The organism is Clostridium sp. TW13, assembly GCF_024345225.1.
Lineage (GTDB): Bacteria > Bacillota > Clostridia > Clostridiales > Clostridiaceae > Inconstantimicrobium > Inconstantimicrobium mannanitabidum.
On the sequence record NZ_BROD01000001.1, the window covers coordinates 1,126,447 to 1,140,402 of the forward strand.

Below are 13,956 nucleotides of genomic sequence, written 5' to 3' on the forward strand. Positions count from 1 at the left end.
AAATTAAAATTAAGAATTAAAATAAAATTAAGAAATACTAAGATGAAGGTAGGTAAGAAATATGTCTATAGAAGATATGAAATTTGTACAAAATTTTAAGAAGATAACTGAAGATGCTTGGTTAAAAGGATGGCATGAAAGAAACGGCGGAAACATAACTTATAGATTAACTGAAGAAGAAGTTGCAGGAGTTAAAGAATTTATCAATGAAGATGCAGCCTATACTCCAATAGGGGTTACTGTTAAAAACTTAGCAAATGAATATTTCTTAGTAACAGGAAGTGGAAAGTTCATAAGAAATATGACAGTTTGCTTAGAAGAAAATGCAGGAATAATTAAGATTGATGAGAAGGGAGAGAACTATAAAATAGTTTGGGGACTAACTAACAATGCTAGACCAACAAGTGAGTTACCTTCACATTTAATGAGTCATTCAATAAAATTTGAAAAGACAAATGGAGCTCACAGAGTTATAATGCACTCTCATACAACAAATGTAATATCATTAACATTTGTATTACCTTTAGATGGAGCTGTATTTACAAGAGAATTATGGGAAATGGCAACAGAATGTCCAGTAGTATTCCCAAGTGGAATTGGTGTAGTTCCATGGATGGTTCCAGGTGGAGCTGCTATAGCAGAGGCTACTGGTAAGTTAATGGGTGATCATGACGTTGTAATTTGGGCTCATCATGGAATGTTCTGCTCAGGAGAAACTTTGGATTTAACTTTCGGACTTATGGATACTGTAGAAAAGTCAGCTGAAATTTTAGTAAAAGTATTATCTATGGGTGGAAAGAAGCAAACAATAACTTCTCAAAACTTTAGAGATTTAGCAAAAGACTTTAACGTTAGTATTTCAGAAGAGTACTTAAAGTAATAACTATTTAATAACAAAAACAATGGATTGCAAATATATACATATAGAACTATTTTTATATGTATATATTTAGATATTTATATATTTCTGCATTAAAGAAAATAATAAAATTTAAAAAGGAGATTTACATTATGGCAAACAGAATGGTTTTAAACGAGACAAGCTATATAGGCGCAGGTGCAATAGAAAATATTGTTACTGAAGCAAAGGTAAGAGGTTATAAAAAGGCTTTAGTTGTAACTGATAAAGATTTAATAAAGTTTAATGTGGCTACTAGAGTTACAGAATTACTAGAAAAAAACAACTTAGCTTTTGAAATTTTTGATGAAGTAAAAGCTAATCCAACTATAAATGTAGTTTTAGCTGGTATAGAAAAATTTAAAGCTTCAGGAGCAGATTACTTATTAGCAATAGGTGGAGGTTCATCTATAGATACTGCAAAAGCTATTGGTATAATTATAAAGAATCCAGAATTCTCAGATGTAAGAAGTCTTGAAGGTGTTGCAGCAACAAAAAATAAATCTGTAGATATTATAGCAGTACCAACTACAGCAGGAACTGCAGCAGAAGTAACAATTAACTATGTAATTACTGATGAAGAAAAAAAGCGTAAGTTCGTTTGCGTTGACCCACATGATATACCAGTTATAGCAGTTGTTGATTCTGAAATGATGTCATCAATGCCAAAAGGTTTAACTGCAGCTACTGGTATGGATGCTTTAACTCATGCAATCGAAGGATATATCACTAAGGGTGCTTGGGAGTTAACAGATACATTACATTTAAAAGCAATTGAAATCATAGGACGTTCTCTTAGAAGTGCAGTAAACAATGAACCTAAGGGAAGAGAAGATATGGCACTTGGACAATATGTTGCAGGTATGGGTTTTAGTAATGTAGGACTTGGTATTGTTCATGGAATGGCACATCCACTTGGAGCTTTTTATGATACTCCACATGGAATTGCAAATGCAGTAATTTTACCATATGTTATGGAATATAATGCAGAAGCTACTGGAGAAAAATATAGAGAAATAGCTAGAGCAATGGGAGTTCAAGGTGTAGATAGCATGTCTCAAGAAGAATATAGAAAAGCAGCTATAGATGCAGTTAAAAAACTTTCAGAAGATGTTGGAATCCCTAAAGTATTAAGTGAAATTGGAGTTAAGGAAGAAGACTTACAAGCACTTTCAGAATCAGCATTTGCAGATGCATGTACTCCAGGTAATCCAAGAGATACAAACGTTGAAGAAATATTAGAAGTTTATAAAAAAGCTTTTAAATAAGCTTTTAAAGGGTGAGCAGTTTTGCTCACCCTTTTGTATTTATAGTCTACATTAAGAAATGAAAATTTATTTACCTAAAGCGTTTATATATTCCTTCATTTGATTAATATCCATAGCTCCTATGTGCTGAGAAACTATATTTCCATCAGCATCTATGAAATAAGATGCTGGAATTGATGAGATATTATATTTCGCTGCAACGCTTTGATCATAATCTAGGAGTATTTTGAAATTGTAGTTATGGCTTTTAGCAAAAGAACTAACAGTACCAGAGGATTCGCCTATATTTACAGCAACAATTACTAGATGGCTACTTTTGGTTTCTTGATATAATCTCTCAATTTCAGGCATTTCTGCTTTGCAAGGGGGGCACCAAGTGGCCCAAAAGTTGAGAAATACTTTCTTTCCTTTTAAATCACTTAAAGATACTCTATTTCCTGTTAAGTCTGTTAAGTTGAAATCTGTTGCTTTAGTTTTTAGATGATTAGTATCAATACTATTGGTTTTATTATCTGCATCTGTGTTAGGCACTGCTTCGGTAGGATTATTTTTAGTGGTTGAATTTTCTGTTGGTTGATTATTTTTTGATTTTGAGGCATTATATTTATTTATTGTAGAAATTGAAATAAGCATAAGTAGCAGGGCTAAAAGAACTGCAATTATTGATTTTTTCATATCATTTTCTCCTTAATTTAAAAGTTAATAAAGCTTGAATATTGGCTTAAGATAGCCAATTTATTTATAAAAACTAATATACCCATTATTATCATTAGAATTCCACTTACTATAGAGACTACAGGTAAGTATTTTGAAAATTTTCTGATATATTTTATAAAATTTTCTATAAGTATAGATGTAACTATAAATGGAACAGCCAACCCTATCGAGTACATTACTAACAACATAATGCCTTTTCCAATAGAGTTCATACTTGTGGCATAAATCAGTATTGATGATAGTATAGGACCAATACAAGGCGTCCAACCAGCTGCAAAAGCCATTCCCATTATTATTGAACTGAAGGGTCCTTTAATTTTATTAATGTTGAGATATCTTTTTTCATGATAAAGCAATTTTACTTTAAATACACCCATTGTGTGTAAACCAAAACCAATGATGAGTATTCCACCAATTTTTCTAAAGATATCTTTATGGGTTATTAATAGTTTTCCGATAGAAGTTATGGAAACTCCCATTAGTATAAATATTATAGAAAATCCTATAACGAAGCCTAGTGATTTATATATAGTAAAAAGCTTAGGTTTACCAGTCTTTAATTCCTCTATTGATGAACCTGTTAAGTAGCTTATATATGCAGGAATCAAAGGAAGAACGCAGGGAGATAAGAATGATAAAAAACCTGCAGAGAAAGCTAGTAGTATTGATATATCTTTCAAGGATGTGTACCTCCAATTTAATAACATTATAATTATTAATATTATATAATAAAAAAATGAAGATTTTATGTAATTTAGTCACATAAAATCTTCATTTATATTTGAATTTTACACTTAAATGTTATTGTCAGATGCTACAAATCTATCTTCAAGCTCTTTTAAAAGGTTTCTATCATAGAAATAGAATATAGAGCAAATTATACTTGGCATGAAGATCAAAAATAATATTGAAAGATTTTTTGATAAGTAATAGATTAAGAAAATAACAATAGCCTTAAGTATAGTTATAGGAAATTTTTTTATTGCGTAATAGATTGATAAAATAAATACATCCTTTAATTTAACCTCAAATCTAGAAGCTATAGGAAAGGCATATAAGCCAATTAAAAGTGTTATTACCATTAATACAACAAAAACAACATAGATACCTGTTTGTGACATATGTAAATAGAAATATTGAAAGTCAATAAATAATATAGTTAATATTATTAGTTCCACCATCCATAACTTTAAGAAGGATACAAAGTTTTTCTTATAAGTATTCCAAAAGTATGAAGAAAAATATATATCCTTTTCACGTAGCAGTTTACTAATTGTAGAGTATAATGCACCCAATGATGGGCCAAGTGGGATAAGAGCAATAAACAAGAAAAATATGTTGAATTTATCTGGAGACATTGCTGTAAGAACAAAAAATAATATAAGAAGTATATTGCAAACAGCCAAATAGATGCTGCTTGCTACAAAGTTAGTAAAATAATTTGTTATTGTATAAATTGGTTTATCGTAAAATTCTTTTTTCATAGTTCCTCCTGAATTATAGGTAGTTTAATAGTAACAGTAGTTCCTTGTCCATAGATACTACTATAAGAAAGACCATAATTTTCACCATAATAAAGTTTTAATCTCTCATTAATATTTTTAATTCCATATCCGCTACCTTTAGATTTAAATTCTTTAGAATTTGATTCTTCTGATGGAGATAAAATGTAAGGAAGCTCGCTTTCTTTAATTCCAATACCATCATCAATAACTTTTAAGTATATATCATTGTTAATTATAGAGCCTGTAATAAGTATTTTTCCATTTACTTCACCTTTAGCAAAAATTCCATGATTAATAGAATTCTCAACTATTGGCTGAAGAGTGATTTTTGGAATGTTATAGTTTTTAGTATCAAAGTTTACATCAATTTCAAGTGATATTCTATTGCTGTACCTCATATTTTGAATTTGAACATAGGCTGAAACATGAGCTATTTCATCTTCAATCGAGGATATATCTTTACCCTTATTTAATGAAAGTTTATAAAATTTTGCTAAACTTTTTACTGCTAAGCTTATCTCAGAATTCATATTTTTATAAGACATCCAATTTATCATATCTAATGTATTATATAAAAAGTGTGGATTTATCTGAGACTGAAGAGCTTTTAATTCAGCATTTTTAATGGCTTTACCAGACTTATATTGTTCTTCTACTAGTATCGACATTTTAGCTAGCATATAGTTGTAGTTGTTAATCAGTTCACCAAGTTCATCATCGCTATCATTTTCAATAAAATTATCTAGAGTATCAGTATGAAGTTCCCTCATGCCTTTTATTACCTTAGACAAACGCTTGTTTATAGAATTAAAGAAGTAAAAACCTACTGCAAGAGAAGCTCCTCCAAAAATAATTACTATAATTATAAGAACTATTCTCTGAGTATTTATCTTAGAACTTACTTCACTATATGGAACAATGTTGATAATGCGCCAGTCTGTTTTATTAATATTTGCACTTTGAACAAACAAAGAGTTATTATGAATATTAATCTTACTTAGAGTGGTATCACCATTTGGTTTTATCTTATTTACAACATCTTTATATTTTTTATAAGTAGTAGCATTTGATGAAGCTATTAAGTCTCCCTTATCATTAACTATACAACTCAAACTTCCATCTATAGAGTTAATCTTACTTATTATACCTTCTAAGTCACTTTTCTTAAAGTTAATTATAAGGTATCCTATGTTTTCAGAAAAGTTATCTGGATTAACAATAGTTTTTCCAAGGCAAAGAAGTTCATCAGAGTCATTTCCTAAATAAGAAGCTGGACACCAAAAATATCTACTATTTTCTCCGTTAACTTTACTAAGCCACTTAGAACCAGCCAGTTGTGCCATAGAATAAATAGTTTCACCTTCATTTGAGTATATGAAATCTTTATTTACATATAAGTGTATTTTGAAAATATCCACATTATTTTCGTAAGAGGATAGTATATTTCTTAAAGAATATAGATCCCCAATTTGCTCATTAAGAGGATAATTTTTTGGATCCTTTCTAAGTATTGAAGTTAAATTATTTTCTATAACCATGGAGTTTGACGTATTAAATATTCTATATAACTTATAAGTTATATAAGAATAAGATTGATCAAAAGCCTGTTGTGTTGAAGTTATAATGTTATCTTCAATCATTGATGACATTTTTGTGTAGGTATAAGTAAATAATATTGTTAAAGGAATTATTATAAGTATTGAATATATAAACATAAATTGATTAAGCAGCTTAGATTTATATTTCTTTACTAATTTTCTTATAAACATAAATATCATTTAGAAAAGTGCCTCCTATATTCGGATGGAGAATATGAAGTTGCCTTTCTAAAAATTTTAGAAAAGTAATTTCCATCGCTATAGCCTACCTTTTCAGCAACATCCCCCATTTTTATATTAGAATCCTTTAGAAAGAGTTTTGATTTTTCAATTCTATACTCGTTAATATATTTGTTTACAGTTGTAGAAGTATAATCTTTAAAAATAACACAAATATATGCTGGAGTAAGATAAGTGTTCTTACTAATTTGTTCTAAACAAAGATTAGGATCGGAATAATTATTGTGTATATATTCTAAAACAGATAAAACAGGATTGTTCTTTGAGGTTTTTTCATTCAAAATAATGAAAAATTCATTGATTTTATCTATTAAAAAGTTTTCTAGTACAAAAATGTTAGGACATTTTAATATTTCGTCAAAAACATGATTGGAGTTCATATTTTCATTAGTTGATATATTTCTATCAACAGAAAATTCAAATATTTTCAAACACAATCTGTAATATATATCTTTAATAGAGCTAGCTGATGTTCCAGGAAACTTTCTGATTTCAGAAGTTAAATTTTTTATTATTAGAATTAAGTTCTGCTTATCTTCTTTATGAAGATATTTGTCAAATTCATTATAAATGGTTTCATTCATCATATAATTGCTAGTGATGTTATCTGATGGCAATATTATAGAATTATAATCATAAAAGAAAGTATAAGTACACATTTTAGAAGCTATTTCGTATGAAGTTGAAACTTCATTTATTTTAGGAACAATTTTGCCAACACAAATATAGTAATTTGAGTGTTTTGACAAATATTCACCTATAGATATAAACAATGCATTATATAGGGTAGATTGAAGATTTATGTAATCCTTATCATTTTTGGTAAAGAAAAGATGAAGAATTATTTCATTTTCATCCTTTATAGATACAAAAGATGAAAAACAATATAAGGAACAAATTCCTTTTATACTTCGAATTATTCCTTCATTAGAAGTTTTAATTGGAGTTTGCATTTTTAAAGAAACTGTTAAGAAAAATGCCTTGTTTAGCGCGTCCCTCATTTCTTTGGAAATAAAAGAATTAATAATATCTTCTATATTATGATTGTAATAATCTTTACTAATTTCCGAAGCTATTTTATTTTCAATGCTATCGTTTAGTGTTTTAGATTTTGAGTTCTCTAAAATTGCATTTTTAACTGCAGTTTCAAGTTCATCAAGTTCAATTGGTTTTTCAACATAAGTAATTGCTTTTAGCGTTATAGCTGCTTTTAAATACTCCTTATCTGAATAGCCGCTCATGAAGATTATTGAGCAGTCAGGATATAACTTTCTTATTTCAAATGCTAGCTCTATACCATCCATTCGAGGCATTCTAACATCAGTTAACAGTATATCAGGTACAAACTCTTTAGCAACATTCAATGCGTCAATTCCATCATAAGCTTGTCTAGTGTGGGTTATACCAAGAGCTTCTAAAGGAAGCATTTCTATAATCCCTTCACGAGTAAAAATTTCATTATCTACGATTAATAAATTAATCATTAGATTACCTCCTAACAAGTAAAATAATATAAAAAAATAGTAAAAATTTTTGTAGCAAAAAATATGCTTTTTATAGTGTACATTTTTATCTTTTGTATAAGAATGTAAAAAATAGCTTAAAAAACATAGTCATATTTGTAGTATACACCAAAAAGCAAAAATAAAAAATAAAAAAATTTTATTGTTTATTTTTTGATAATAGGAAAATAGACAATAAAATTTTACCCAAAGTAAATAAATTTACTAAAAAAAAGATTTGCTAAGGTGATATTATTGTGTTGTGGATGAAAACGTTATAGCAAGAAGGGGGATACAAATGGAGAAAGGAATTAAGAAAAGGTCATTCGGAAACGAGATTAAAAGAAATAAAGTTTTACTAATAATGTTAATACCAGCTTTGATTTATTTCATCGTATTTAGTTATGTTCCTATGGTTGGAACAATCTTAGCTTTTAAGAATTATAACTTTAGAGATGGAATCTTTGGAAGCCCTTGGGTAGGATTTGATAATTTCAAATATTTCTTTTTATCAGGACAAGCATTTATAGTAACAAGAAATACAATCCTTTATAATACAGCATTTATTATAGTTAACACAGTATTGCAAATGGGAATGGCAATATTAATATCAGAAGTAGCCAAAAAGTGGTTCAAGAAGCTTGCTCAAACAGCAATGTTTTTACCTTACTTCATTTCTTGGGTTGTAGTTGGTGTAATCGCATACAATCTTTTAAATGTTGAAAGTGGAACAATAAATGCATTCCTAGCTAAAATTGGATCAGGAAAAGTTAACTTCTATGGTAAAGCATATTTGTGGCCATTTATTATAGTATTTATATCAGCTTGGAAGAATGTTGGATATGGTACAGTATTATATCTTGCAGCAATCATGGGAATAGATTCAGGAATTTACGAAGCAGCTAAAATTGATGGCGCAACTATTTTCCAAAGAATTTTTAAGATCACAATCCCAAGCTTAATGCCAACAATGATAATACTTACATTGCTTGCAATAGGAAATATATTTAGAGGAGACTTCCAAATGTTCTATCAGCTGGTAGGAAATAATGGACCTCTATTTAATGCAACAGATGTTATAGATACATTTACATTTAGATCATTAATTCAATCTGGTGAAGTTGGAATGTCAGCAGCATCTTGTTTATACCAATCAGTATTTTGTTTTATAACTGTAATGGTAAGTAACTTTTTAGTCAAACGTTATGATAAAGATAGTTCTTTATTCTAACAGGAGGTGGAACGTAATATGAAAAAGACTTCAGATCAAAAAATATTTAATGTAATAAGTTATGCATTAATAACAATAATAGCATTGTTGTGTTTGATTCCTTTTGCACTTGTTGTAGTTGGATCATTTACAGATGAAAAAGAGATTATCGCTAATGGATTCTCACTTTTTCCTCATAAATTTTCTTTAGCAGCATACAAACTTGCATTAAAGGATCCAGTGGCAATACTTAGAGCATATGGCGTTACAGTAAGTTTAACTGTCATAGGAACAGCAATTGGTTTATTTATTGTAACAATGACAGCGTATGTTCTTCAAAGAAAAGACTTTAAATGGAGAAATAAATTCTCATTCTTCTTCTACTTCACTACATTATTTAGTGGTGGACTTGTACCATGGTTTATATTAATGGTAAGATATCTTGACTTAAAAGATAGTTATTTAGCATTACTATTACCACCAATGCTTAGTGTATTTAATATAATTCTTATGAGAAGCTATTTAGCTGGTATACCAAATGCACTTGTTGAAGCAGCAACTATTGATGGTGCAGGAGATTTTCAAATATTTTTAAAGGTAATATTACCTTTAGCAAAACCAGCACTTGCAACAGTTGGATTATTCATAGCAATAGGATATTGGAATGATTGGTATAATAGTATGTTATTTATTAATAATGATAAACTATATTCACTTCAATATTATTTATATAAAACAGTTAATAGCGTTGAAGCATATAAAAATATTGTAGGTAAAAATGGAGGAAATGTTGGGGCAGTTATTAACTTGCCTAGTGAGTCATTAAAGATGGCGCTTACAGTTATAGTAACTGGACCAATAATTTTAGTATACCCATTCATACAAAAATACTTTGTATCAGGTATAACTTTAGGAGCAGTTAAGGAATAAATTTTATTCTTTAATATATATAAAATTATTATTTAGGGGGAAGAGAAAAATGATTAGAAAAAATATTAAAAGAATGGTTTCTATTGGATTAACAGTAGTACTTGCTGGAGCTCTTATGATGGGCTGTGGCAGCAAAAGCAAAGATGTAGATATTTCAGATCCATCTAAATTAGAAGCAGTTAAATTAAAAATGTACCTTATCGGTGATAAACCAAAGGATTTCGATACTGTATATGGAAAAGTAAATGATATAATGAAGAAAAAAATCAATGCAACATTAGATGTTAGCTTTTTACCATGGTCTGACATGGCAACAAAGTATCAATTATTATTCCAATCAGGTGAAAATTTTGACTTAATATTTACAGCTACAGGCTGGGGATATTATAGCCAAGTAGCAACTAAGAATGGTTTCTATGAATTAACAGATGATATGATTAAGAAGTATGCACCAAATACATATCAAAATGAACCTAAGGATGCATGGAAACAAGCAAAAATAAATGGAAAAGTTTATATGGTACCAAGTGATAGAGAAGAATATGGTACTAACGTATTCGGAGTTAGAGGAGATCTAATGAAGAAATACGGAATAGATTCAATTAAAACTTATGCTGATTATGAAAAATATACAGAAGCAGTAGCTAAGGATTCAGCAAGTGGAGTTAAGGTAATTGCAAACGGTGGTGGTCAAAATCTTCAATGGCCATATATGTTAGAAAAGAACGGATTTACAACAGTAAATGGTGCTCCAACACCATCAATTGGATTCGATGTAAATGACAAGTCAGGAAATGTATTTGCATTTGTAGACACTCCACAATACAAAGAATATGCAGCTAAAATGAAAGAATTTGCCAAGAAGGGATATTGGGCAAGTGACTCAATTTCAAGTAAAGCAACAAGAGATGCTGACTTTATAGCAGGTAAGACTGCAAGTATGGTTTGGAATACAGGTAGTGTAGCTAATGCAGTTCAACAAATGAACAAAGCTAATCCATCATGGGATGCACAAGTTGTTGATTTAAGTGCAGGAATAAAGAGAACAGTTCAACCTTTTGTTAACAATGGTATGGCAATCAATGCTATTTCTAAAAACCCTGAAAGAGCTTTAATGGCAATCGATCTATTAAAATATGACAAAGATATAAATGAATTAACTTGGTATGGTGTAAAAGGAACTCACTGGGATGCAGATGGAGATAATAAGTACAAGACTTTAAGTGCAACTGCAAACTTCCCTGCTACAAATGTATGTCCTTGGGGTTGGTATACAACTAAAATAGCTCGTACAGCTTCAGATGAACCAGCAATAGTTAAACAAATAACAGATGGTTGGAAGAAGAATGATACTGTAACTAATCCATTAGCTTCATTCTCATTTGATGATTCTAAAGTTAAGAATGAAATGGCTGCTGTAGGAAATGTTATAACTCAATATGGAGTTCCTATAGATTTAGGAATGGTAGACGATGTTGATGCTGCTATAAAACAATATAGAGCAAAATTAACAGAAGCAGGTTTTGATAAGATATTAGAAGCATGTAAGACTCAAGCTAAAGATTACGTTGCTCAATACAATAAATAATTAAAATATAGCATATAGTGGCAGATGATTCTGATTCTAAAGAAATGGTCATCTGCCATTGGTTTACATAAAGAGAAGATTGAGTAAATATAAATTTTAAAAAGAAAAAGATAATGTCAAGATATAGGAGGCAAAATCGATGAAAAAGGAATTTCCAGTTCTTAATAGCAAAATAAAGGGACTTTTACATGGAGGAGATTATAATCCAGATCAATGGTTAGATTATCCAGAAATACTTAAGGAAGATGTTCGTCTTTTAAAATTAGCAAATTGTAATTGTGTTTCTATAAATATTTTTGGATGGAGTGCAATAGAACCAGAAGAAGGAAGATATACATTTGAATGGCTAGATAAAATCATGGATGATATGGCAGCAAACAATGTCCATGTAATTTTGGCTACACCAAGTGGTGCAAGACCTGCTTGGATGTCAGAAAAATATCCTGAAGTCTTAAGAGTAAACAGAGACAGAACTAAAAATCTTCATGGATGCAGACATAATCACTGCTTCACTTCACCAGTATATAGAGAAAAAACTTATAATATAAATAGACTTTTAGCTGAAAGATATAAGGATCATCCAGCTTTAATAATGTGGCATATTTCTAATGAATATGGTGGAGAGTGCCATTGTCCTCTTTGCCAAGATGCTTTTAGAAACTGGCTTAAGAAAAAATATGATAATAATTTGGATAAATTAAATGCATCATGGTGGACAGGATTTTGGAGTCATAAATTTACCAGCTGGTCACAAATAGAAAGTCCATCTCCACTAGGTGAAAATTGTGTACATGGTCACAATTTAGATTGGCAAAGATTTGTTACAGATCAAACAATAGATTTTTACAAGAATGAAATTGCACCAATAAGAGAAATAACACCTAATGTACCTGTTACAGCTAATTTCATGGGTGCATATCCACATATGGAATTATTCTTAGGATTAGATTATTGGAAATTTGCTAAGGAAGTAGATGTTTTATCTTGGGACAATTATCCTGCATGGCATAATGATTTTGAAACTACTGAAGAGTTAGCTGCAAATGTTGGTTTCGTACATGATATATACAGATCATTAAGAGGTGGACAACCATTTTTAGTTATGGAAAGTACTCCAAGCTTAGTAAACTGGCATGATACAAATAAGTTAAAACGTCCAGGAATGCATTTATTATCATCAATGCAAGGGGTAGCTCATGGAGCAGATTCAGTTTTATACTTCCAATGGAGAAAAGGAAGAGGAGCTTCAGAAAAATTCCATGGTGCTGTAGTGGATCATTGTGGTCATGAAAATACTAGAGTATTCAGAGAAGTAACTGAGGTTGGAGAGGTTTTAAATAAAATAAAAGAAATTCAAGGTGCAACTGCAGAGTCAAAGGTAGCAATAATATATGATGTTGAAAACAGATGGGCTATAGACGATTTACAAGGTTTAAAGAAACATAGAGGATACGTAGAAAGTTGCCAAGCAGCTTATAAGGTTTTCTGGGAAAATGGAGTATCAGTAGATGTAATTAACATGGACTGTGATTTATCAGAATATGACCTTGTTATAGCACCAATGCTTTATATGGTTCGTCCAAATGTTGCTGATAGAATCAATGAATTTGTAAAGAATGGTGGAACATTTGTAACAACATATTGGAGTGGAATTGTTGATGAAAATGATCTTTGTTTCTTAGGTGGATTCCCAGGACCATTAAGAGAAGTTACAGGAATTTGGTCAGAAGAAATAGATTCTTTATATGATAATGAAGTAAATCATATAGAATTTAAAGCTAATAACATGGAGAACTTAAAAGGAACTTATGAAGTAAAGGAATATTGTGATTTAATCCATGCTGAGACAGCAGAAGTGCTTGCAGTGTATAAGAGTGATTTCTATGCAGATATGCCAGCAGTAACTGTAAATAGATACGGTGAAGGAAAGGCTTACTATATAGCAGCAAGAACTGGAGAAGAATTTAATAATGACTTCTATTCAAAGTTAATTAATGATTTAGGCATTAAGAGTGTTGTTGATGGAAAGTTACCTAAGGGCGTTACAGCTCAAATGCGTAGCAACAAAGATAACAAGTTTACTTTTATAATGAACTTTAATGAAGAAGCAAAAGAAGTTGAATTAGGAAAAGAAGAATATATAGACATGCTTTCTGGTGATAAGGTGGTTAATAAAGTAACTCTAGAGAAGTATGGGGTTAAGATTTTAAAGCAATAAATTAGTTTAAGATTAATATATGGCATCTGGAAATAGATAATAAGTTATCCTAGGATAGCATATAAACCTATGTACTTTCAGGTGCCTACTATTAATGAAGACAATCCTTTCTAGGCTTCAAAGGAGGAAATGCCCTTAGGTTGCTGAAGAATTAGAGCTTTTATCCGATAGCTAGCATCCGTAAAACTCCAATTTCTTTAAGTTGGAGATAACGGCTGCACGCTCCTGGATAAGTTCAACTAAGATTCAGATGGGAATCAAACCCCACCTGAATCAAGTTTC

At 30.2% G+C, this 13,956-nt stretch carries 11 protein-coding genes; 6 read left to right on the top strand and 5 right to left on the bottom strand.

What is annotated here, in order from left to right:
• Window positions 1–61 precede the first annotated feature (61 nt).
• Together rhaD and fucO are read left to right on the top strand one after the other, a co-directional pair.
• Window positions 62–880: a rhamnulose-1-phosphate aldolase gene (gene rhaD / locus OCU47_RS05350; RefSeq protein ID WP_261827562.1), complete on the top strand. Its 819-nt coding sequence runs from the start codon at window positions 62–64 to the stop codon at window positions 878–880.
• A 131-nt stretch (window positions 881–1,011) separates the two neighbouring features.
• A complete protein-coding gene (fucO, locus tag OCU47_RS05355; RefSeq protein WP_261827563.1) occupies window positions 1,012–2,166 on the top strand; it encodes a lactaldehyde reductase in 1,155 nt (384 codons plus the stop codon).
• Window positions 2,167–2,232: 66 nt separating this feature from the next.
• On the opposite strand, the gene OCU47_RS05360 is transcribed toward fucO, so the two are convergent.
• The 5 genes from OCU47_RS05360 to OCU47_RS05380 all read right to left on the bottom strand — a co-directional run bounded on the left by OCU47_RS05360 (window position 2,233) and on the right by OCU47_RS05380 (window position 7,710).
• Window positions 2,233–2,841 carry a redoxin domain-containing protein gene (locus OCU47_RS05360; protein ID WP_261827564.1) on the bottom strand — a complete coding sequence of 203 codons (609 nt, stop codon included), beginning with the start codon at window positions 2,839–2,841 and terminating at the stop codon, window positions 2,233–2,235.
• 17 nt (window positions 2,842–2,858) lie between these two features.
• Window positions 2,859–3,563 carry a cytochrome c biogenesis CcdA family protein gene (locus OCU47_RS05365; RefSeq protein WP_261827565.1) on the bottom strand — a complete coding sequence of 235 codons (705 nt, stop codon included), beginning with the start codon at window positions 3,561–3,563 and terminating at the stop codon, window positions 2,859–2,861.
• Between the two features lie 114 nt (window positions 3,564–3,677).
• Window positions 3,678–4,367: a DUF624 domain-containing protein gene (locus OCU47_RS05370; RefSeq protein WP_261827566.1), complete on the bottom strand. Its 690-nt coding sequence runs from the start codon at window positions 4,365–4,367 to the stop codon at window positions 3,678–3,680.
• Window positions 4,364–6,166 carry a cache domain-containing sensor histidine kinase gene (locus tag OCU47_RS05375; protein ID WP_261827567.1) on the bottom strand — a complete coding sequence of 601 codons (1,803 nt, stop codon included), beginning with the start codon at window positions 6,164–6,166 and terminating at the stop codon, window positions 4,364–4,366. The genes OCU47_RS05370 and OCU47_RS05375 overlap by 4 nt, the downstream gene beginning before the upstream one ends.
• Window positions 6,163–7,710: a response regulator transcription factor gene (locus OCU47_RS05380; protein ID WP_261827568.1), complete on the bottom strand. Its 1,548-nt coding sequence runs from the start codon at window positions 7,708–7,710 to the stop codon at window positions 6,163–6,165. The genes OCU47_RS05375 and OCU47_RS05380 overlap by 4 nt, the downstream gene beginning before the upstream one ends.
• A gap of 316 nt (window positions 7,711–8,026) precedes the next feature.
• Here OCU47_RS05380 and OCU47_RS05385 point away from each other — a divergent pair, with 316 nt between their 5' ends.
• From OCU47_RS05385 to OCU47_RS05400, 4 genes are all read left to right on the top strand, one after another.
• Window positions 8,027–8,959 (top strand): ABC transporter permease, encoded by a 933-nt coding sequence (locus tag OCU47_RS05385; protein ID WP_261827569.1) that lies wholly within the window; start codon window positions 8,027–8,029, stop codon window positions 8,957–8,959.
• 18 nt (window positions 8,960–8,977) lie between these two features.
• The gene (locus tag OCU47_RS05390) at window positions 8,978–9,868 is read left to right on the top strand and encodes a carbohydrate ABC transporter permease (RefSeq protein ID WP_261827570.1); all 891 of its coding nucleotides are present in this window, start codon (window positions 8,978–8,980) and stop codon (window positions 9,866–9,868) included.
• Between the two features lie 49 nt (window positions 9,869–9,917).
• Window positions 9,918–11,456, top strand: coding sequence for an ABC transporter substrate-binding protein (locus OCU47_RS05395; protein WP_261827571.1), 1,539 nt, complete (start codon window positions 9,918–9,920; stop codon window positions 11,454–11,456).
• Window positions 11,457–11,595: 139 nt separating this feature from the next.
• Window positions 11,596–13,674 carry a beta-galactosidase gene (locus OCU47_RS05400; RefSeq protein ID WP_261827572.1) on the top strand — a complete coding sequence of 693 codons (2,079 nt, stop codon included), beginning with the start codon at window positions 11,596–11,598 and terminating at the stop codon, window positions 13,672–13,674.
• Window positions 13,675–13,956: the final 282 nt, after the last annotated feature.